A 20,713-nucleotide genomic window follows, 5' to 3' on the forward strand; every position below is an offset into this window, starting at 1 on the left:
AGTCTTCGCATTCTCGACCCGAGTCTGGCGGCGTCGCATCCGGAAACGGCGTTGTCCTACACGGCCGCCGCCGGGCGTCACCCGCCGCGCGCCGCCAGCGCCTTGGCGATGCGCTGGCGCGACACCGTGGGCTTCGGCACCCGCCCGCGCAGCTTCGGGTGCTCGAACCAGGCGCGCACGTCCTGGTCCAGACCGATGCCGTGCATGTAGTTGTAGAGCGCCTTCTTCAGCCCGACGCCCAGCGCGTCGTGGTCGGTGCCGGTCGGATCCTGGAAGCCCACGTCGTTCTTCGCGAAGCCGCCGGGGGGCAGCGGCAGCAGCGTGACGCCGTACTCCTCGGGATTCAGGCCCACCGGCGAATGCACCGTGCAGGCGAAGCGGTGGAAGAAGCCGCTCTGGATGCAGCCGTGCTCGAACAGTTGCCGCACGTATTCGAGCGCGTCGACCGTGTCCTGCACCGTCTGCGTCGGGAAGCCGTACATCAGGTAGGCGTGCACCAGGATGCCCGCATCGCTGAAGCCCTTGGTCACGCGCGCGACCTGCTCGACCGACACGCCCTTCTTCATCAGCGCCAGCAGCCGGTCGGAGGCCACCTCCAGCCCGCCCGACATCGCGATGCAGCCGCTCTCACTCAGCAGCTCGGCCAGCTCCGGCGTGAAGGTCTTCTCGAAGCGGATGTTGCCCCACCAGGAAATCTGCACCCGCCGGCGCAGCAGCTCGGTGGCCAGCGCCTTGAGCGCCTTCGGGGGCGCGGCCTCGTCGACGAAGTGAAAGCCCGTCTGGCCGGTCTCGGCGACGATGCGCTCGATGCGATCGACCAGCTCGGTGGCCGAGGCCCCCTCGTAGCGCGAGATGTAGTCCAGCGAGACGTCGCAGAAGCTGCACTTCTTCCAGTAGCAGCCGTGCGCCACGGTGAGCTTGTTCCAGCGCCCGTCGCTCCAGAGCCGGTTCATCGGGTTGAGCATGTCGAGCAGCGACAGATACTTCTGCAGCGGCAGGCCGTCCCAGGTCGGCGTGCCGACCTCGGCGAAGGCGATGTCGGGCTCGGGGAAGCTGATGAAGCGCACCCGGGCGGTCTCGCCCTCGCCTTCGCGCACGAAGGCGCGCACCAGCCGCTCGCGCGAGCGCCGGCCCTGCACATGGTCGATCAGCGCCAGCAGCGGGCGCTCGCCGGCGTCGAGCGTGATGACATCGACGAAGTCGAACAGCCGCGGCTCGGCCAGCTCGCGCAGCTCGGTGTTGACGAAGCCGCCGCCCAGCGCGATGCACAGCGGCTCGCCACCCGCGGCGACCCGCTCGGCCGCCCAGGCGCGCGCGGCCGCGGCGATGCGCAGCGCCGCGTAGACCGCGCCCGGAAACGGCACCGACAGCAGCAGCAGGCGCGGCTGGTGGCGGATCAGCGCGGCGCGGGTCAGATCCGCCAGCAGCTCGTCGATCAGGTTGGGCGGCGCGGCCAGCGCCTCGGCCAGCGGATCGAAGCTGGGCTGGCTGGTGGCGAGCTTCTCGGCATAGCGCACGAACTCGAAGCGCGGATCCACCGCATCGCGCAGCACGTCGGCCAGGTCGTTCAGGTAGAGCGTGGCGAGGTGGCGCGCCTTGTCCTGCAGGCCCAGCGCCCCGAAGGCCCAGGCCAGCGGATCGCCGCCGTCGTCGTCGCCATAGGCGTCGATGGGGGCGAAGCGCGCGCCCTCGGGCAGGAACATGCGGCTGTTGATGCGGTGCGCCAGCGTGGGGTCGCGCCCCTGCAGGAAGGCGATGACGCGCTCGATCGTCGCCTCGTAGGCGTCGAAGGCCGCCAGGAAGTGCGCGACCTGCGGCGTGTGGCCGCGCCTGGGCGCCGGTGCCGCCTCGATGCGGCGGCGGATCTCGACCAGGCCCTCGCGGCTGAGCAGGCGCAGCACCAGCGCCAGCGCCAGGTCCTCCTGCACCGCATCGAAGCCGCGCGAGCGCAGGAAGCCGGTCAGGTAGGCGGTGGACGGGTACGGGGTGTTGAGCTGCGTCATCGGCGGGATGACGGACAGCACGCGCAGCGGCGCGAGATCAGCGGCAGGGGTCATGGCACCGGCGGGGTTCGGGCAGCGAGGCGCGACCGCCAGGGGCCGCGAAGGGCGCGATTGTGCCAGCGAGAACCCGCCCGTCCCGCGCAACGGAACAGCAGGTCAGCTGTTCGGCACGACCTGCCAGACCACCTTCAGCAGATCCGAGCCGTGGATCGGCTTCATCAGCCAGCCGGTGGCGCCCTGGGCCTTGGCCTGCTCGCGCTTGGCCTTCTGGCTTTCCGTCGAGAGCATCAGGATCGGGGTGAACTTCAGGACCTTGCGGGTTTCCCTGACCAGCTCGATGCCGTCCATGCGAGGCATATTGAGGTCGGAGATGATCAGGTCAGGCTTGAGTCCCGCCTTGATCTTGTCGAGTGCCGCCTTGCCGTCGATGGCAGTATCCACCTTGAAGCCACTCATCTCGAGAGATCCTTTCAGACTCATCAGCATGGTGGCAGAGTCATCGACGACCAGAATGCGCTTGTTGACTGACATCACGTCTCCTTGCCCGATACAGATAGGCATCAAGTTTGTCGTGGACAAATGTTGCCATTTTGTATCAGCAAGCTCAACCCGCCCGTCTTTTCTTTATTTTTATTTTTCAGCAAACGGTTTCAATGAATATCTCATTTCATTCACCTGGATATTCCACATCAGGACAATGTCAATGATTTGTCCAGCATTCCCCATCGGCAGATCAGGATGAAGCGAAGTGGCGCGGCCCACCATGAACGCCTCGTACCGAGAAATGGTTCACGCAACCTCCGACCCAAGAGACCCTGCCGGAAACCGCAGCCGAACAAATCATTTCCGTTTCAGGCGTCGACCAGCTGTCGCACGACCAGCGCCTTGACCATCGGCAAGCGCTCGGCCAGGTGCAGCGTGGCCTGGCGGGCCAGCCGCGCGGCCGGACGGTCGTCGGTGAACAGGCGCACGATGGCGTTGGTGCCGTGGAAGATCCAGCGCGCGGTGTGGCGATGCTCGCGGTCATAGGCCTCGAGCGCACGCGGATCGGCCGGATCGACCCGGCCGCCGCGGGCCCGGCGCGCGATCTGGCGCGCCAGCGTCTCGGCACTGTAGAGCCCGAGGTTGAAGCCGTGCGCAGTCACCGGATGCATGCCGACCGCGGCGTCGCCCACCAGCACGACGCGCTGCGACACCAGCCGCGGCGCCCAGGTCGCCACCAGCGGATACAGATGCCGGCGCGATTCCTCGCCGGGACCGGACCGGAGGCGGCCGAGCTGGCCATCCAGCCAGGGCTCGACGGTGGCGGCGTAGTCGGCCGCCGGCAGCATCATCCAGCGCTGCGCCAGCTCGCTCGGCGCGGTCACGACGAAGGACGAGCAGTGGCGCGGCAGCGCGCCGCCCTCGCCCGCCCCGTCCCCCGCATCCGGCGCATCGGCCAGCGGCAGCACCGCCAGCGTGTGGCCGTGGTGGAAGGCCTCGTGCGCGACCTGCTGGTGCGGTTGCTCGTGGCGCATGCGGCAGACGATGGCGCTGCGGCCGAAGTCGTGCAGGTCGGCGACCAGCCCGGCCATGCGCCGCACCGCCGACAGCCGCCCGTCAGCCGCCACCAGCAGCGAGGCGCGCAGCACCCGGGCCTGGCCCTGCGGCCCGACCAGGCGCACCGTCACGCCGTCATCGTCGCGCTGCATCGACTCCAGCCGATGGCCGGCCAGCACCTGGACGCCGGGCAGCGTCGCGCAGCCCTCCCACAGCACCCGGCGCAGCACGTTCTGCGACACCAGCGTGCCCAGATGCGTGCCGGCGTCGATCGGCGTCTGGGCCGCATCGCCCAGCGCACGCGGGGCCAGATCGGGCAGCCAGGGCAGCGCCTGCGGCAGCCAGCCCGGTCGCGGCAAGGCGGGCAGCGGCGGCAGGCCAACATGCGCATGCGAGGCGTCGAGCCGCAGCGCGGCCTGCGCGCCGCCGGTGCTGACCGAGGCGGCCTGCAACGGTGCGCGCGCCTGCGCAGGCAGCCGTTCCCACAAGCCCCACTGGCGCAGCAGCGCCTCGGTGCGGTGGGTCAGCGCCAGCTCGCGGCCATCGGGCGGCGGATCGGCCAGCTGGGCGGCGCCCTGGGGATCGGCCAGCACGATGCGCAGGCCCAGCGGCGCCAGCGCCAGCACGGTCGACAGCCCGGTCGGGCCGGCACCGGCGATCAGCACATCGACCTGCTCGGCAGCTTCGTTCGGATTCATGTCGGGTCTCGGCACAGGCAATCTGGGAGGCCAGATGGTGCCGAACCTGCTCCGGCCGGAGCTTGTCCGGGGTCAAGGAGGCCGGGTCTCAGTGCTCGTCTCAGTGCATCAGATCGTCGACCGATGCCACCGCGAGACGATGATCGGGCAGATGCGCCTGCAGCCAGTCCAGATCGAGCTTCAGGTGCTGGATCAGGTCCGGATGGGTGGACTGCAGCGCCTCGATCGGATCGAGCTCGCGCTCGCGGGCCTCGGCGATGACGCCGGCCAGCCGCAGCGCCGCCCCCATGCGCGAGAACGGCCGGATCTCCATCGGGTGGGAGGCCGCACCGAAGGCGGTCACCAGCGTGTTGGGGAAACGCCAGTGGCGCGCCAGCTCGGCGGTGATTTCCGGGTGCGCGCAGCCCAGCAGCGAGTGCTCGAAGCTGATGCGGCTGTCGATCTCCAGCGACAGGCGGCCGATGCGCTGCGTCATGTCGGGATCGACCATCATCATCAGCAGCTGGCCGGTACGCAGCATCAGGCCGCCCAGATAGGCGGCATCCTCGTCTTCGTTCAGCAAGCGCGCCAGAGGCTGCGCGTAGGCCGCAGTGGCCAGCGTGGTGCGCCAGAAGGCCAGACGATCAAAGCCGGGAATCGACGGGAACATGCCCACCATGCAGGCCGACAGCGCCAGATCGCGCAGCGTGCGCGTGCCCAGCGTCATCGCCGCCTCGTTGAGCGAGGTCACCGAGCGCGACGGGCTGTAGCGGGCCGAGTTCGCCAGCCGCAGCACCCGCGCCGACAGCGTCTGGTCACGACCGATCAGGCCGGCGAGCTCGTGCAGCGACAGGTCATCGCGGTCGAAGGACCGCAGCAGCTTGTTGGCCACCTCGGGCATGGCCGGGAGCGCACAGGCTTGCTGGACGAAGCGATCGGTGCGGGACGTGACGACAGCATTCATGGGCGGACCTCCTCGGGTCGGGAATGAGAACCTGCTCATCGGTCGGAAAATCCCTGTCTTGAACGAGGACAGACCCGCTTGTGAACAGCTGCGCGAAGGTGTAGCGGCCTCGGCGGATACCGACGCTTTCGGGCAGGCCAAGTGCGACCAGCGTCGGCAGGATGCGTGGTACGGGTTCGGTTTGTGCGGATTCGAAGTGCGAAAAGTGCCGCCATATCCGGCGATCGGGCTCGGGTCGCGCGAACAGAATCGGCCGTGACGATACGCGCCGACACGCGCACAAGACACCACAACAAGACCCATGACTGCCAACCGAGGACATGCTGCGATGAACGAGCGGATCCACCACATCTCTCCCTCGAGCCGCAAGCCCGACATGCCGATGGGGCCCGCTGCCTTCGACGACACGCTGGCGATGATTGCCCGCAAGGTGGGCGAACAGACGGTCCGCCTCGACCTGAACACCCAGGAGCTGCTCAAGCACCAGGACACCCTGGCCGAACAGCAGGCCGGCCTGGAGCATCTGGTCAACGACTACTACCAGCTGCGCGAGCAGAGCCAGGACGGCCACCGTCGCGTGGTGGCGCTGAACAAGGAAATCCAGGGCCTGCGCGAGACGCTGATGCGCCAGGTCGAGGAGACCCTGGCCTCCGGCACGGCCAGCCTCGATGCTCGGCTGCTGCAGTCCGGCGAGGAGACTGCGCGGTTGAAGGCGCAGATGACCGAGCAGATCGCCACGCTGACCAGCAAGGTCAGCGCGCTGGGCGATCAGCTCACCGTGCTGGGCGAGCGCAACGACGGCGTGATGACCGAGCTGGGCAACACCCGCCGCTCGCTGGCTCGTTATGTCGACACCAAGTTCGCGCAGCAGCAGACCGACCAGCAGAAGACCGCCGCCGACGTCGCCGAGATCGCCTTCGCGATCGACCGCGAGATCAGCGCGCGCAAGGCGGACCTGGAACAGATGGAGGCCGCGATCGCCAAGCAGCGCGAGCTGCTCGACATGCAGTCGCGCGACATCGACAACCGGCTGGGCCGTCTGCGCGACGACATGTCGACCCAGCGCGAAGAGGGTCAGTCGCGGCTGAAGATCGTCAATGTCGCACTGGCCGGCATGGGCGTGGCGGTCGTCGGACTGCTGGCACTGGTGCTGGTCACGATGTGATCGGCCGGCCCGACGGTGTCGGCGGCCAGCAGATCCCAGGCCGCGATGAACAGCGCCGCGATCGCCGGCCCCAGGTCAGCACTTGGGCGGCGATGGCCTGCCGTCCGGCTCAGGCTGGCGCCGCCGTCCGCCGTGCTGTCGTGCTGTCGGACGATGCCGACAGCGACGACACCGGGGCAGCAGTCGTCGGCCTGCCCCGAACCCAGTCCTGCAGCGCCATGGCATCCATCGGCCGGGCAAACAGATAGCCCTGCAGCACATCGCAGCCGGCTTCGGCCAGCACCTGGCGCTGCGCCTCGGTCTCGACCCCTTCGGCGACCACTTCCATGTCCAGCGCATGGGCCAGCTTCACCACCGACTCCAGCACCGCACGGGCCTGGCGGTCGACATCGACGCCGATCACCATGCTGCGGTCGATCTTCAGCTGCGAAGCCGGCAGTCGCCGCAGGTAGGACAGGCTGGAATAGCCCGTGCCGAAGTCGTCGATCGACACCCGCACGCCAGCCGCATCCAGCTCGTCGAGCACGCCGCAGCCATCCTGGATCGACTCCATCATCGCCGTCTCGGTCAGCTCGCAGACCAGCAGGGAGGGCTCCAGCCCGTGCCGCTCGAGTGTCGACAGGATGCGTCGGGCCAGATCGGGCTGGCGCAGCTGATGCGCCGACAGATTGATGGCCACCCGGCAGACCAGGCCCTGCGCCTGCCAGCTCGCCACCTGCTCGCAGGCCTGCTCGATGACCCAGTCGCCGATGCGCCCGATCAGGCCGAAGCGCTCGGCCACCGGAATGAAGACCGCCGGGCTGATCATGCCGCGCTCGGGGTGGCGCCAGCGCAGCAGCGCCTCCACGCCGTGCAAGGTGCCGCCCAAGGCCGACACCTTGGGCTGGAAATGCAGGGCCAGTTCACCACGCTGCAGCGCCTCGCGCAGATCCTGCTGCAGCTGCAGCTGATCGGCAGAAGCCCCCGAGGCCATGTGGGTGTCGTAGCACAGCGCACAGCTGCCACCGCTGCGCTTGGCGGCGTACATGGCCGCATCGGCACAGCCCAGCAGCGTGTCGCCGGAGCCATGCCGGGGCGCAAAGGCCATGCCGATCGAGCACGACAGCGTGACCTGCTGCTCGGGCAGCTGGAAGGGATGCTGCAGGTCGGCCAACAGCTGGCGGGCGATGCGCATCGCCCGCGCCTCGGACGCCTCGCCCTCGAGCAGCAGCACGAACTCGTCGCCCCCGAGACGCACCGCCAGGTCCACCGGCCGCAGCCGCCGACGGATGCGCCGCGCGGTCTTGCCCAGCAGTCGGTCGCCGGCCGCATGACCGAGCGAATCGTTGATCACCTTGAATCCATCGAGATCGATGAAGATCAGCGCAGCCTGCCCGCCTTCGGACCTGGCCTCGGCCGACAGACGTGCCAGCCGATCCTCCAGGCCCAGGCGATTGGCCAGGCCCGTCAGCGGATCGGTCAGGGTACGGCGGCGCAGCTCCTCGTTGGCGCTCTGCAGCTCGGCATTGGCCTCGGCCAGGGATTGCGACATCAGGCGCTCGCGGCGCTGCATCCGGGCATCGAAGATCGCGGTGCCCAGCGCCGCGCACAGGATCAGCACGGTGAACAGCAGCACCGCCAGCAGCAGGCCCCGGCCGCTCAGCGCATCCGCGCTCAGGCAGACCACGCCCTCGGGCAGCCGCGCGGCGGCCATCGCGGTGTAGTGCATGCCGCAGATCGCCGCGGCCATCACCAGCGCCGAGCGGACCTGCGCCAGCAGACGTGCCCGCCCGCGCAGCACGCGCTGCCGCAGGAACAGCGCCAACGCCGCCGCCGAGGCAATCAGCGCGATCAGCACCGAGGCTCCGACCAGCGGCCAGTCCCAGTCGATGCCCGGCTTCAGGTCGATCGCGGCCATGCCCAGGTAGTGCATCAAGACGATGCCGACCGTCATCACCAGCGAGGCCACCAGGTGCAGGCGCCGGTCCACCTGCCGGTGCGCGGCCACCGCCATCGCCACACCCGCGGCCACCAGCGCCGCCAGCCAGGACAGCGCGGTCAGGTCATGGCGATAGCCCAGCGGCAGCGGCGCGTCGAAGGCCAGCATGCCGACGAAGTGCATCGACCAGACGCCGGTGCCCATCGTGAGCGAGCCGCCCAGCCACCAGGCATGCGCCACCGCCCCGTCGAGGTCGCGCACCCGGCGCGAGAGCTCGAGCGACACATAGGACGCGAAGGTCGCCACCAGCACCGACAGCAGCACGGTGCCGGGGTGCCAGCCGACATCGAGGTAGGAGACGGCATCCATCGTCTCCCTTTGTCGGCTCGCCTGCGCCGGGATTGAGCGGGGCGAGCCCGGATCAGCGCGCGGCCATCGCCTCGCCCAGGCGGATCGCCCGGGTCGGGCGCCAGTCGGGATTGAAGCGCAGCGACGCCTGGCCGGCATGGGCCTTCGGGAACAGCATCACCACGGTCGAGCCGAGCAGGAAGCGGCCCATTTCCTCGCCCTGCTTCAGCAGGACCGGCGCCTGGCCCGGCGCGTCGTAGCGCCAGTCGCGCAGCGCGCCCGAGCGCGGCGGGTTGACGATGCCGTGCCAGACGGTGGCCATGCTGCCGACGATGGTCGCGCCCACCAGCACCAGCACGAACTCGCCCAGGCCGTCGCCGCGGTCGAAGACGCAGACCACCCGCTCGTTGCGCGCGAACAGACCCGGCACGCCGCGCGCCGTCGTCGGGTTGACCGAGAACAGCTCGCCCGGCACATGGATCATGCGCAGCAGCCGGCCGGCGCAGGGCATGTGGATGCGGTGGTAGTCGCGCGGGCTCAGGTACAGCGTCGCGAACAGGCCGTCGTCGAACCTGGCCGCCAGCTGCGCGTCGCCGCCGACCAGCGCGGTGGTCGAGTAGCGGTGGCCCTTGGCCTGGAAGACCTGGTCGCGCTCGATCGGGCCGAACTGGCTGATCGCGCCGTCGACCGGGCAGATCAGCTCGGCCGGGGCCAGCGGGCGCGCACCCGGCCTGAGCGCGCGGGTGAAGAAGTCGTTGAAGGTGGCGTAGGCGGCCGGATCCGGGTTCAGCGCCTCGCCCATGTCGACGCCGTAGCGGCGGATGAACCAGCGGATCACCGCGGTGGTGCGCGCGCCGGCCGCCCGGTTCGCCTGCCGGCCCGCCAGCTCGGTCAGCGCCTGCTTGGGCAGGAGGTACTGGGGCAGGACGGCAAGACGGTCGTTCATGGCGGACGCGGGACGGGAAGTCAGGAAGCGGAAAGGGGCATTCTAGTCAGTCCACCAGCACCAGCCCCGGCGGCAGCGACTCGCCGAAGAGCGCCTGCTCGTCGGCGGCGTCGAGCTGCACCACCTCGTCGACCATCCGGTACCAGCTCGGTGCCGCGCCCGATGCAGCCAGGCGGTCCAGCACCTGCGCGCGCCGCGCCGCATCCAGGTCGCGCACCCGGTCGCCGGTCAGGCGCGCGAGCTGCGCCGCCGCAAACGCGGCCATGCGCTGGCGGCGCCAGTCCAGCGCCAGCAGCGCGTCGATCCAGCGCGCGGCCACCTCGGCCGGCACCACGCCGTGCACGCTGCCGTGGAAAGGCTGGCGCGCGCCCAGCCGGCCCAGCGCCCACAGCCGCAGCGCATCGCGCTCGGGCGAGGCGTTCGCCACCGTCTCGCCCTGCAGCGGCGCCAGCAGCCAGTCGCCGACCTCGGCCTTGTGTTCGGGCGGGATGCGCTCCAGCGTCGCGCCCAGGCGCACCATGTCGTCGTGTCCGCCCTGGACCAGACCAGGCGGCTTCGGCGGCAGCGGCGCGCCGGGGTGCTCGGCCGCCTGCAGGTTGTAGCCGAAGTCGTCGAGCAGGCGCAGCTGCGCCGCCTCGTCCAGGCCGCCGGCCACCCGGCGCCACAGCGTCCACCACTGGATCGCCACCTGGGCATCGCGGTGCTCGACGCCAGCCTCGAAGATCGTCCAGAGCTGGCCCAGGCGCCAGCCGTCGAGCGGATCGCCAAAACCGGGACGCAGGCACCAGCCGGCCAGATTCAGCCACACCCGCTCATGGTCGGCCGAGCGGCGCCGGCCCCGGGCGCGCTGCCACAGCACGTCGAACAGGCGCCGGGCCAGCGGCCGTGCCCAGCCCTCGCGCGGTCCGAGCAGGCTTTCCAGCGTCTGGCGCAGCTGCTTGATCTCCTTCGGCGCCGGGCGGGACTCGCCTGCGCGGGCGCCGAACAGCCGCTCGATCGCCGCGATCGCCTCGGGCAGGCGCGGCGCGATCTGCGCGTCGGTCAGCGCCTGCGCCGGCTGCACTGCGTCGGCCGGGCCGCTGGTGCGCAGCTGGAAGTCCAGCGCCCAGCGCCGATGCGTGTCATCGACCGCCACCGCCTGCAGCGCCAGCACGCCGATCTCGCTGAGCTGCGCCTCCAGCCGCACGGTGACCGAGGCGCCGCGCGCGCTGCTGCCCTCGCCCGCCTCGATCACGGTGGCCACCGGCGGCAGCGGGTGGAGCGCCTCCGGGTCGAGGTCGAGCAGCGCGCCGGGCTCGGGCGGCGGGCCCGCCTCGCCGCGCAGCGAGGCCAGATGGAATCGCACCGGCTGGCCCAGGCGCAGCCGGAAGGTGCGCCCGTCGAGGGCCAGCGCCCGGCCGGCGTCGGTGCCGCGCGGCAGCAGGCAGACAGCGCGGCAGGCATCGCTTCGGCCCGCAGCGGGCGAGCGTGGGTCCCCGCCTTCGCGGGGACGACGGGAAGAAGCCGCCCCCGGCTCGTCGAGCAGCAGCACGACGGTGCGCGCCGCACCGCCACCGATGCACGGGCCGCGCCCCTGGCGGGCCAGCGCATGCGCCACCGCGCCGCGTGCGACCGCCACGTCCGGGTCGGCGTTCTGAAGCAGGCGCGGCGCGGCGCCCCCGCGCCAGTCGGCGAGCACCTCGACCAGCCGCGCCGCGAGCTGCCCGGCGCGGAAGACGCCGCCGTTGAGCAGCACCGCATCCGGCAGCGCCTCGCCCGGCAGCAGGCTGCGGCGCAGGAAGGCGGCCAGATGGCGGGTCACCGCCGCGTCGCTCGCATACGGCAGGCCGAACTCGACCAGCGCGGTGCGGGCGCGCTGCGGCTCGACCTCGAAGGGCACGCGCGGGAAGAAGCCGTCGACCAGCAGCGCCTGCACCTCGTCGCGGCCGAGCGTGACGCTGCGCGCGCCGCCCACCAGCTTCGCGCCGCCGCCCAGCAGCGTGACCGCCACCGACTCAGGGGCGGCCTCGGCCAGCAGCGTCTCCTTGGCGACGCGGCAGCGCGCCACCAGCTGCGACAGCCGCGCGCCCGACAGCGGCGGTGCCGCGCCGCCGCCCGACAAGCGGCGCTCGGCGAGGTGCGCCAGCGCCAGATCCATGTTGTCGCCACCGAGCATCAGGTGCTGGCCGACCGCGCGCCGGCGCAGCTTCGGCAGCGTGCCGGCCGGCGCATCGGCAGCGGGCGGCTCGACATCGATCAGCGTGAAGTCGCTGGTGCCGCCGCCCACGTCGCAGACCAGCACCCGGCGCACGCCCGCCAGCGCCTCGGCCAGGTGATCGCGGTGGCGCCAGACCCAGTCGCCGAAGGCCGCCTGCGGCTCCTCCAGCAGGACCGGCTCGGGCAGACCGGCCTCGCGCGCGGCCTGCAGCGTGAGCGCGCGCGCGGCCTCGTCGAAAGATGCCGGCAGCGTCAGCACCAGGCGCTGGCGCTCCAGCGGCGCGTCCGGGTGATGGCGGTTCCAGGCGGCGCGCACCTGCGCCAGATAGCTCGCGCTGGCGGTGACCGGCGAGACGCGCGCGACGCTGTCGTCGGCGCCCCAGGGCAGGATGGCCGCCAGCCGGTCGGCCTGCGGATGCGACAGCCAGCTCTTGGCGCTGGCCACCAGCCGGCCCGGCACCTCGCCGCCGCGCTGGCGCGCCAGCACGCCGATCAGCGCCGGCGGCTCGGTGGCGTCGCCGGCGGCGCGCTCGCCCCAGGGCAAGGCACTCTCGGACAGCTCGCCCGGCGCCGGGTGGTAGCGCACGCTGGGCAGCAGCGCCGGGCGCCCCAGCTCGCCCGGCGCGACCAACTGGTCGATGCCGAACAGCGTGATCTCGCCGGTCTCGCCACGCTCGCCCAGCGGCGCGCTGGCGACGACGGTGTGCGTCGTGCCCAGGTCGATGCCGACGACGAAGGCCGCCGCCATCGCCTCAGCCCTCGATCGGCTGGCCGCGCATGTCGAACTCGACCTTCCAGCGCTCGGTGCCGCCCACCGGCACCGCGGCCAGCTCCAGCGTGCCGGCCTCGGTCACGGCCGCGTGCAGCGTGACGGCCACCACCTCGCCGGGTGTGCGCCCCTGCGCGGGCAGCGTGGCCTGGATCTCGCCGGCCGGCACCAGCTCGTCCGGGCCCCAGAAGTCGAGCAGCACGCCGGCCGTGTCCTGGCGGCGCACCGTCGAGCCGAGGAAGCGGAAATGCACCGGCTCGCCGACCACCAGGCCGAACTGCGCGTCGATCGCGACGTCGGTGCCCTCCTCCATGCCGAAGGGCGCCACGCACAGCGCCTGGATCGGCGCCTCGAAGCCCGGCACCGCCGGCATCGAGGACTCGATCGCCACGTAGTACGCCTGCGCGGTGCCGCCACGGATGCGCACGCCGCGTCCCTGGCGCACATGGCCGTAGTAGGCCGCGCCGCGCGCCACCGCCAGGTCCAGATCGGCGCCGTCGAGCGCACGCGCCTCGGGCGCGCCTTCGCTGGCCAGCCAGGCGTTGATCGTCACCAGCAGCCGCTCGGCCAGGACGCCCGCGCGGAACACGCCGCCGTTGAACAGGATCGCGGTCGGGTGCAGGAAGCTGGCGGCTTCGGGCTGGCGCGCGGCCAGCTCCGGCAGCTCCGCCAGTGCCCCCACCTGCCGGCCCAGGAAGGCGGCCAGATGGCGGGTCACGGCTGCGTCCTGCGCATACGGCAGGCCCAGCTGCTGCAGGCCGATGCGCGGGCGCTGCACCGGGCGCGCCGCCGCCTCCACCTTCGGGAAGAAGCCTTCCAGGATGACCGCAGTCACGTCCTCGCGGCTCAGCTCGGTGCGGATCGAGCCGCCGATGAGCTTCGAGCCGCGGCTGGGCACCACCAGCGGCTGCGCGGGCGCGGCCGGGTCGGACAGCAGCACCTCCTTGGCGGCGCGGCAGGCCTGGGTGAGCGCGCGCATCTGCCAGGCGTCGAGCGTCTTGCCCTCGGCGGCGAGCCGGCGCGCGACGGTGTGCGCCAGCGCCAGGTCCATGTTGTCGCCGCCGAGCAGAATGTGGTCGCCCACCGCGATGCGGGTCAGCTCCAGGTTGCCCTCGATCTCGCGCACCGCGATCAGCGAGAAGTCGCTGGTGCCGCCGCCCACGTCCACCACCAGGATCACGTCGCCCGGCTTGACCGTCTTGCGCCAGCCACCCTGGCTGTTCTGGATCCAGCTGTAGAGCGCGGCCTGCGGCTCCTCGAGCAGCGTCACCGGGCCGAAGCCGGCCAGGCGCGCGGCCTCGGCGGTCAGCTCGCGCGCGGCCGGATCGAACGAGGCCGGCATCGTCACCGTGACCGACTGGCGCTCGAAGGGCGCGTCCGGGTGCGCATGGTTCCAGGCCTCGCGCAGGTGCGCGAGGTAGCGCCGCGAGGCCTCCAGCGGCGAGACGCGCTCGACCTCGGCCGGCGCGTCGGCCGGCAGGATCGGGCCGCGGCGGTCGACGCCGGGATGGCACAGCCAGCTCTTGGCGCTCGACACCAGCCGGATCGGCGTGGTGGCGCCGCGCGCGCGCGCCATCGTGCCCACCGAGGCGCCGGTCTCGGCGCCCCAGGGCAGCGACAGGTCGCCGGCGGCCAGCTCGTCCGGGTGCGGCAGGTAAAGGAAGGACGGCAGCAGCGGCAGCGCCTGCACCGCGCCCGGCGCCGTCACCTGCGGCACCGCCAGCACCTCGTGCACGGTCTTCTCGCCGTCGCTGGCGGCCAGATCGACATAGGCCAGCGCGCTGTGCGTGGTGCCCAGGTCGATGCCGATGCTGTAACGAATGTCCGGGTTGTCCTGGCTCACAGTTCCACCTCCGCCTGCGCCACGATCGACGCGTCATGTCCTTCGGCGAGCTGCGGCAGGCGCAGCTCGGTCACCTTCCAGCCGCGGTGGCTGAGCGTGCCGGTGAACGGCGCCTGGCCGACGACGTGGCCGGTCAGACGCACCTGCGCGGCGTCGAAGCCGGCCGGCAGCGTGATGCGCGCGCCCTCGTTCTCGGTGCGCACCGGCGCGAGCGTCAGATGCTCCTTCAGCACCTTGCGGCAGCCCTCGTGCACCAGCCGGGCGGCGGCGCCGATGTCGGCGTCGCCATAGGCCGTGATGTCTTCCTGCACGAAGTCGATCAGGCGCGCGTCGCGCTGCAGCAGGCCCAGCAGCTGCAGTGCCGCGTCCGGCGTGGCTTCCTTCAGCGTGATGATCTGCGGCGGCGGGGGGGGCGGCGGCGGCTCGACCGGCGCCGGTGCGGCCACCGGGGCCGGCGCGGGCGCGGGCGGCGTCACCACCACCGGCGGCTCGACCAGCCGGCGCGCCAGCTCGCCGCTGAACAGCACCGACAGCGCCAGCGACAGGCGGCGGAAGAAGGAAGGCGGAGGCGCGGAGCGGTCTGGGTTCGACATCGGGCGAGTCTGGTCTGGATCGGAACTTGATCTGGAAAATCCGGGGCAGCCCGGGGCTGCAGGCCGGGGATTCTATCGGTCCGGGAGCGCCCGCAGGCCCGGGCGGGGACATCCCGCGTGGCGCGGTGAAGAAGACGCTCAAGCCGGCATCTTCGCGGCCGATCGTGACGGAACCCCCACCCGAGGAGACCCCGATGTCAAGAATCCTGCGTTCCGGATGCGCCGTGCTGGCCAGTGCCGCCCTGCTGGGCCTGAGCGGCTGCGGCGGCGGTGGCGGCGGCGAAGAATCCGGCAGCACGCCGCCCGTGACGGCCAGCCCGGCCGCGGTCACGCTGTCGGGCACCGTGGCCACCGGCGCCGCCTTCGAGGGCGCGACGCTGGTCGTCACCGACCGCAGCGGCGCGGAAGTCGGCCGCATCGACGCGGTCGGCGCCGACGGCAGCTACACGCTGACGCTGGCGGCCGGCGCGCAGGCGCCCTTCGTCATCACCGCGACGCGCGACGAGCTGCGCCTGGTCAGCGTGCACGACAGCGCCCGCAGCGCCACCGTCAACGTGACCCCGGTGACGACGCTGATCGCCGCGCGGCTCAGCCCCTCGGGCGATCCGGACCGGCTGGCCGCCGAAGTCGCCGCCGGCAGCGCCCGCATCGACACGACGACGCTGGCGCCGCGCATCGAGGAGGTCCGCACGCTGCTGATGCCGCTGCTGCAGGCCACCGGCACGGCCGGAGACGACCTGCTGCGCGGCACGCTGCAGACCGACGGCCGCGGCCATGACCGCCTGCTCGACAGCCTGAAGATCACCATCACGCCCGACAGCAGCGGCAGCAGCAACATTCAGGTCACCGTGCGGCAGCAGACCGCCGAGGACAGCGAGCCCGCCAGCATCAGCTTCAACAGCGCCAGCAGCGCCACGCCGCCGGCGCTGCCGACGGTCGCGGCCGCCGATCTGGTGCCCGACGGCAGCTCCGCGCTGATCGCCGACCTGCTGGCGCGCGCCACCGCCTGCTACGCGCTGCCGCTGGAGAGCCGGGTCAGCCGCACGGACGCCGCGGCCGGCCCGGCCGACGTGCAGGCCGCCGCCTGCCGGGACCTCTTCGTCGATGCCGATCCGGCCGGCTATCTGCACAACGGCGCACGCGTGGGCCCGTCGGGCGCCTTCGGCGGCCTGTTCCGCGCCGGTGCGACCGGCCTGGTCTTCAGCCGTGGCAGCTACGAGTTCAGCCGCGTCAACGGCGACCTGATCGTCGGCTACACCACCACCGCGACCAGCGGCAGCACCGACACCGGCGCGCTGGTCGTGCGCCGCGTCAACGAAACCGGCTCCGGCCGGCCGGTGCTGCGCGTGATCGGCAACCAGTACGCGCATGACGGCGGCGTGGCCGCCTTCCACCAGCACCGGCGCTTCCTGTCGCTGGCGCAGTCGGGCTGGGACTACCACAGCGTCGGCTACACGCTCAGCGTGGCCAACCGCACCGACAGCGGCGGCAACCCCGTCTACGACCGGGTCGTCGTCACCTCGCCGCGCGGTCACCAGCTCACGCTGCGCCCGACCAGCGGCAGCAGCTATCTGGTGCTGGTCAAGTCCGGCGGCACGCTGACCGGCACGAACTTCGTGCGCCTGCGCAGCCGCTACGCGGCAGCCGACGCCGGCGGCCACCCGTCCGAGCGCGACACCTCGCTGTTCTTCGCCCCGACCGACATGGAGGATGGCGAGCTGTCGGGCCTGTCGGCGCATTCGGTCTGGAAGTTCGAGTACTACCTGGCCTCGGCGCCGGGCACGATCGCGGCGACCCAGCACTACAAGACCCGCGCGCGGCCGCTGTCGATCGCCGAGCTGCGCCAGCGCGGCCTGGCCACGCTGACCGAGGCCGGACAGAGCGCCCTCGCCGCCGCCACCCTGCCGAGCAACGGCCGGCTGCCCCTGCCCGACAGCGGCGGCGTCACGCTGGACTGGCAGGTTCCCGACGGCGCGCTGGCACCGACCAACCTGAAGCTCTTTGGCCGTGCCAGCGCCTCGGGCGGCAGCTTCAACGACCAGCAGAACGTGGCCTCGACCGCCCGCAGCGGCACGATCGGCTGCTCGGCGCAGACCGCCAGCGACGCGCACTGCACCGTCGGCGGCGACTTCGTGCCGGCCGCCACCGCCGACGGCCTGCACCTGTGGGCGCGCGACGGCGACGGCCGCGAGTTCGCGTCCTTCTACGCGATGTACAGGCTGGCCACGCCGCAGTGAGCGGCCGCGGATGGGCTCAGGCCGGAGCGAGCCAGCCCACCCGCCCCTGCCCGGCTTCGTCGAGCCGGGCCTTCAGCCCTGGGGCCTGGGTCTCGGGCAGCTGGAAGTTTAGCTCGACCTGCGCGCCGTGGCGGACCTCGCCCAGCAGGGCGCCGGCGGCCTCGAGCTCGCGGCGCATGCGGCCCTCCAGCGCATAAGGCACGGTGCAGCGCAGCGCGGTCATGCGCTGCAGCAGCACCTTCTCGGCGCCCAGCAGCGCCTGCGCGACCGCATCGGTGTAGGCGCGCACCAGGCCGCCGGCGCCCAGCTTCACGCCGCCGAAGTAGCGCACCACCGTGGCCAGCACGCCCTCCAGGTCCTGATGGCGCAGCACGTCGAGCATCGGCCGACCGGCGGTGCCGCCGGGCTCGCCGTCGTCGTTGGCCGCCGACTGCCCGCCCGCCAGCAGCGCCCAGCAGACATGGGCTGCGCCCGGGTGCTCGGCCTTCAGCCGTGCCACCACCTCCAGGGCGCCGGCGCGGTCGGCCATCGGCTGCACGCAGCCGATGAAGCGGCTTTTCTTGATCAGCAGGTCGCTGTGGACGGGGGCGGCGAGGGTCTGGGGCATGGGGGGGCGATCTTATTTCAGCGCACGCCTCCCCTCACGCCAGCGGCCGCAGCCGCGCCCGCTCCGCCTCGCGCAGCACCCGCAGGTGCGGCTCGCCGTCGCGCATCGCCAGGCCGTGCAGCTCGATGGAGCGCTGCGACTGCAGCAGCCGCACCAGATAGCCCAGGATGGCCGCGTCGATCACCTGCCCCGGCACCAGCACCGGGATGCCCGGCGGATAGGGCACGATCTGGTCGCAGCAGACCCGATCGAGCAGCGCCGGGTTGGGCAGGCCGCGCTCGTCGAGCAGGGCCAGGCGCTCGCCGGCCTCGTAGAAGGCGTCGCGCGGCAGGCAGGCCAGCCGGGTGAAGTGCGGGATGCGCGGCAGCCGCGCCACCGGGCGGGGCTCGCGGCGCTCCTTCTGGGCCTGGCGCGCCAGCCGCAGCATCGCGTCGAACAGCCGCGAGACCTTGCTGCGGGTCGTGCCGATGGTCAGCAGCAGCGTCAGCGTGCTGTGGGTGTTCTTCTCGATCTGGATGTTGAAGCGCTCGATCAGCTCGTCGCGCAGCTCGTCGGCGCCCCAGCCCGAGGCCGAGATGTCGATCGTCAGCTTGGTCGGGTCGAGTCGGATGCCGTCGCTCCGCACCTCGTCGGCCAGCAGTTCGTCCAGGCCCAGCACCCGGAACACGCCGGTGGCATTGATCTTCTCGCGCAGCTCGGCGGCGAAGCCCAGCGAGCGCTCGAGCAGGCCGTAGCCCTCCATCACCGCCTGCCGGCGCGCCACATCCAGGCTGGCGATCAGGCCGTACTGCGGGCTGGTCGAGGCGTGCATGTTGAAGTTCTCCCGGAACAGGTGCTCGTCGAAGCCGGGGTCGTTCACATGGATCATGCTGGCCTGCGAGAAGGCCGAGAGCACCTTGTGCGTGCTCTGGGTGACATAGTCGGCGCCGGCCTCCAGCGCGGTCGGGCGCAGCGCGGGATGGAAGCGCGCGTGCCCGTACCAGGCCTCGTCGACGATCACCTTGATGCCGGCGGCGTGGGCGGCCGCGATGATCGGCGCCAGGTCGTAGCGCAGGCCGTCGTAGGTGCAGCTCGTCAGGATCAGCACCCGGGCCTCCGGATGGTCCTGGATCGCCTGCAGCACCCGCGCGCGCGGCACCGGCCCGAACAGGCCGTGGCGCTCGTTGACCGAGGAGTCCAGGTACACCGGCCGCGCGCCCGACAGGATCACGCCGTGGTGCACCGACTTGTGGCAGTTGCGGTCGAGCAGCAGCGTGTCGCCCGGCGCCAGCAGCGTCTGGAAGATGACCTTGTTCGAGGTCGAGGTGCCGTTGGTGGCGAAATAGGTGCGCCGCGCGCCGAAGGCCTGCGCGGCCAGGCGCTGCGCCTGCGCGATCACGCCGGTCGGATGCAGCAGCGAATCGAGCTGCGGCACCGACACCGAGAGATCGGCGCGCAGCATCTGCTCGCCGACGAAGTCGTGGAAGTCGCCCACCCACGGGCTGGCGCGGTAGGCGTCGCCGCCGGCGTGGCCCGGCGTGTGCCAGGAATCCTTGGCCTGCGCGACATAGGCGCGCAGCGCGTCATAGAAGGGCGTGGCCGCGGTCTCGGCCACCTCGGCGGCGAGGATGCGCACCCAGCCGGCCGGGTCGGCGTCGCCACGGAAGAAGTAGCCGTCGATGCGCTCGCTGGCCAGCGCCTCGACCAGGCCGCGGGTGTCGTCGTCGTCGAGCAGCAGGTAGATCGACAGCTCCGGGCGGCACTGCGCCAAGGCCTGCGCCAGCGCGACCGCCTCGTCGCCGGAGGCGATGTCGATCAGCACCAGCTGCACCGCCGCGTCGGCACGCACCGCCGCCAGCGCCTGCCCGGGCGAGGCGCCCTGCACCGCCAGCGCCGGGCGCGGCGCGGCGCGGCGCGCCTCGGCCGCCAGCGCCGCGACCAGCGCGGTGCGGCCGGCCTCGTCATGGCCGACGACAAGAAGATGGACGACGGGATCGGGGCTTGAAAGGCTCATCGCAGGCTCATGGCAAAAGGTTGCAGGTGTGCGAGCGCGTGACGGGATGCATCATTCCTGAAACCGCCATGGTCTCGGCGCAACCATCCCCCACGAATCGGTGGTCAAGAGTCGCTGCGTTCAGGATAGCCTGCGCGCAAACGCCTGAACTGCAAGAGCTTCCCAGGCATTCCGAACCCGCCTTCAGCCCCAAGCCAAGACAAGGTCAGAACAACATGCTGGCTCATGCCCGACACGATACCGCCCCCTCCCCGGCGCTGAGCGCCGTCCCGAAGGCTGCGCCCGAGCGCGCACGTTCGGTCCCGGCGGCCGACGTGGCAAGCATCGGCCTGAGCCGCCCGGCCGACTGGGTGGAAATGCTGGAGCTGGTCGACCGCTGCTTTCCCTACGCGACCGAAGAGATGATGGGCTGGTGGCTGTGCTACCAGCGTCCGCTGATGCATGTGGCCCGGCTGGACGGTCGCGTCGCCGGCTTCGTGCATGTGCAGGCCCGGCCCGAGAGCGACACGCTGTGGATCAACATCCTGGCGGTGACCGAGGAGTTCCGCCACCGTGGCATCGCCCGCCAGCTGCTGGCGCACTGCGAGCGTCTGGCCGCCGAATGGGGCCTGGGCCGGCTGGGGCTGCAGTGCCACGAGGACAATGCCTCGGCGCTGCGCCTGTACGCGCTGCAGGGCCATGCGCAGGTCGGCGAGGACTTTCATGCCGATGCCGGCGGCCGCTATATCGTGCATGACAAGGCGCTGCCGGCCAGCGCCATCGCCGCGGCGGTGCGCACGCCGGCGGCGGATCCACGCTGGCGCTGCATCGCGCACCGCCTGATCTATCGCGCCTGGACCCGCCGGCGCGCGCGCACCACGCGCTGACTGGCCGCTGAACGCCCGAACTGCAAGTCCGCCGCGGCTTGTGTCATCC

General features: G+C 71.9%; 14 protein-coding genes. 3 read left to right on the plus strand and 11 right to left on the minus strand.

What is annotated here, in order from left to right:
• Positions 1-77: 77 nt before the first annotated feature.
• The 4 genes from BW996_RS10565 to BW996_RS10580 form a co-directional block, all read right to left on the minus strand.
• Positions 78-2,057: a B12-binding domain-containing radical SAM protein gene (locus tag BW996_RS10565; protein ID WP_037484805.1), complete on the minus strand. Its 1,980-nt coding sequence runs from the start codon at positions 2,055-2,057 to the stop codon at positions 78-80.
• A 102-nt stretch (positions 2,058-2,159) separates the two neighbouring features.
• Positions 2,160-2,534 carry a response regulator gene (locus BW996_RS10570; protein ID WP_037484803.1) on the minus strand — a complete coding sequence of 125 codons (375 nt, stop codon included), beginning with the start codon at positions 2,532-2,534 and terminating at the stop codon, positions 2,160-2,162.
• 320 nt (positions 2,535-2,854) lie between these two features.
• A complete protein-coding gene (locus tag BW996_RS10575) occupies positions 2,855-4,240 on the minus strand; it encodes an FAD-dependent monooxygenase (RefSeq protein ID WP_037484801.1) in 1,386 nt (461 codons plus the stop codon).
• Positions 4,241-4,340: 100 nt separating this feature from the next.
• Positions 4,341-5,183, minus strand: coding sequence for an HDOD domain-containing protein (locus tag BW996_RS10580; protein WP_051632211.1), 843 nt, complete (start codon positions 5,181-5,183; stop codon positions 4,341-4,343).
• Between the two features lie 328 nt (positions 5,184-5,511).
• Here BW996_RS10580 and BW996_RS10585 point away from each other — a divergent pair, with 328 nt between their 5' ends.
• Complete coding sequence (locus tag BW996_RS10585; protein WP_037484799.1) at positions 5,512-6,348, plus strand: hypothetical protein; 837 nt, start codon at positions 5,512-5,514, stop codon at positions 6,346-6,348.
• A 109-nt stretch (positions 6,349-6,457) separates the two neighbouring features.
• On the opposite strand, the gene BW996_RS22475 is transcribed toward BW996_RS10585, so the two are convergent.
• From BW996_RS22475 to BW996_RS10610, 5 genes are read right to left on the minus strand one after another with little or no spacing between them, the layout of a single operon-like run.
• Positions 6,458-8,635, minus strand: coding sequence for a putative bifunctional diguanylate cyclase/phosphodiesterase (locus tag BW996_RS22475; RefSeq protein ID WP_076458885.1), 2,178 nt, complete (start codon positions 8,633-8,635; stop codon positions 6,458-6,460).
• A gap of 52 nt (positions 8,636-8,687) precedes the next feature.
• Entirely contained in the window at positions 8,688-9,560 is an 873-nt protein-coding gene (gene asd / locus BW996_RS10595; RefSeq protein ID WP_037484797.1) for an archaetidylserine decarboxylase, read from the minus strand.
• A gap of 46 nt (positions 9,561-9,606) precedes the next feature.
• Positions 9,607-12,504 carry an Hsp70 family protein gene (locus BW996_RS10600; RefSeq protein WP_037484795.1) on the minus strand — a complete coding sequence of 966 codons (2,898 nt, stop codon included), beginning with the start codon at positions 12,502-12,504 and terminating at the stop codon, positions 9,607-9,609.
• 4 nt (positions 12,505-12,508) lie between these two features.
• Positions 12,509-14,368: an Hsp70 family protein gene (locus BW996_RS10605; RefSeq protein WP_037484793.1), complete on the minus strand. Its 1,860-nt coding sequence runs from the start codon at positions 14,366-14,368 to the stop codon at positions 12,509-12,511.
• Positions 14,365-14,961: a DUF2760 domain-containing protein gene (locus BW996_RS10610; protein WP_037484791.1), complete on the minus strand. Its 597-nt coding sequence runs from the start codon at positions 14,959-14,961 to the stop codon at positions 14,365-14,367. Before BW996_RS10610 ends, BW996_RS10605 begins: the two co-directional genes overlap by 4 nt.
• A 194-nt stretch (positions 14,962-15,155) precedes the next feature.
• Between BW996_RS10610 and BW996_RS10615 the strand changes: the two genes are divergently transcribed.
• A complete protein-coding gene (locus tag BW996_RS10615) occupies positions 15,156-17,198 on the plus strand; it encodes an Ig-like domain-containing protein (protein ID WP_139330834.1) in 2,043 nt (680 codons plus the stop codon).
• A gap of 16 nt (positions 17,199-17,214) precedes the next feature.
• On the opposite strand, the gene BW996_RS10620 is transcribed toward BW996_RS10615, so the two are convergent.
• Together BW996_RS10620 and BW996_RS10625 are read right to left on the minus strand one after the other, a co-directional pair.
• Positions 17,215-17,805 carry an IMPACT family protein gene (locus tag BW996_RS10620; RefSeq protein WP_076458886.1) on the minus strand — a complete coding sequence of 197 codons (591 nt, stop codon included), beginning with the start codon at positions 17,803-17,805 and terminating at the stop codon, positions 17,215-17,217.
• Positions 17,806-17,839: 34 nt separating this feature from the next.
• Entirely contained in the window at positions 17,840-19,798 is a 1,959-nt protein-coding gene (locus BW996_RS10625) for an aminotransferase class I/II-fold pyridoxal phosphate-dependent enzyme (RefSeq protein ID WP_076458887.1), read from the minus strand.
• 314 nt (positions 19,799-20,112) lie between these two features.
• Between BW996_RS10625 and BW996_RS10630 the strand changes: the two genes are divergently transcribed.
• Positions 20,113-20,664, plus strand: coding sequence for a GNAT family N-acetyltransferase (locus BW996_RS10630; protein ID WP_076458888.1), 552 nt, complete (start codon positions 20,113-20,115; stop codon positions 20,662-20,664).
• Positions 20,665-20,713 lie beyond the last annotated feature (49 nt).

This window comes from Sphaerotilus natans, from assembly GCF_900156335.1.
Lineage (GTDB): Bacteria > Pseudomonadota > Gammaproteobacteria > Burkholderiales > Burkholderiaceae_C > Sphaerotilus > Sphaerotilus natans.

Excerpts from the sequence above, each read along its gene's own strand:
- BW996_RS10625 (WP_076458887.1), bottom strand. The coding sequence starts at position 19,798 with ATGAGCCTTTCAAGCCCCGATCCCGTCGTCCATCTTCTTGTCGTCGGC.
- BW996_RS10575 (WP_037484801.1), bottom strand. The coding sequence starts at position 4,240 with ATGAATCCGAACGAAGCTGCCGAGCAGGTCGATGTGCTGATCGCCGGT.
- asd (WP_037484797.1), bottom strand. The coding sequence starts at position 9,560 with ATGAACGACCGTCTTGCCGTCCTGCCCCAGTACCTCCTGCCCAAGCAG.
- BW996_RS10580 (WP_051632211.1), bottom strand. The coding sequence starts at position 5,183 with ATGAATGCTGTCGTCACGTCCCGCACCGATCGCTTCGTCCAGCAAGCC.
- BW996_RS10585 (WP_037484799.1), top strand. The coding sequence starts at position 5,512 with ATGAACGAGCGGATCCACCACATCTCTCCCTCGAGCCGCAAGCCCGAC.
- BW996_RS10610 (WP_037484791.1), bottom strand. The coding sequence starts at position 14,961 with ATGTCGAACCCAGACCGCTCCGCGCCTCCGCCTTCCTTCTTCCGCCGC.
- BW996_RS10600 (WP_037484795.1), bottom strand. The coding sequence starts at position 12,504 with ATGGCGGCGGCCTTCGTCGTCGGCATCGACCTGGGCACGACGCACACC.
- BW996_RS22475 (WP_076458885.1), bottom strand. The coding sequence starts at position 8,635 with ATGGATGCCGTCTCCTACCTCGATGTCGGCTGGCACCCCGGCACCGTG.
- BW996_RS10570 (WP_037484803.1), bottom strand. The coding sequence starts at position 2,534 with ATGTCAGTCAACAAGCGCATTCTGGTCGTCGATGACTCTGCCACCATG.
- BW996_RS10620 (WP_076458886.1), bottom strand. The coding sequence starts at position 17,805 with ATGCCCCAGACCCTCGCCGCCCCCGTCCACAGCGACCTGCTGATCAAG.
- BW996_RS10615 (WP_139330834.1), top strand. The coding sequence starts at position 15,156 with ATGTCAAGAATCCTGCGTTCCGGATGCGCCGTGCTGGCCAGTGCCGCC.
- BW996_RS10565 (WP_037484805.1), bottom strand. The coding sequence starts at position 2,057 with ATGACCCCTGCCGCTGATCTCGCGCCGCTGCGCGTGCTGTCCGTCATC.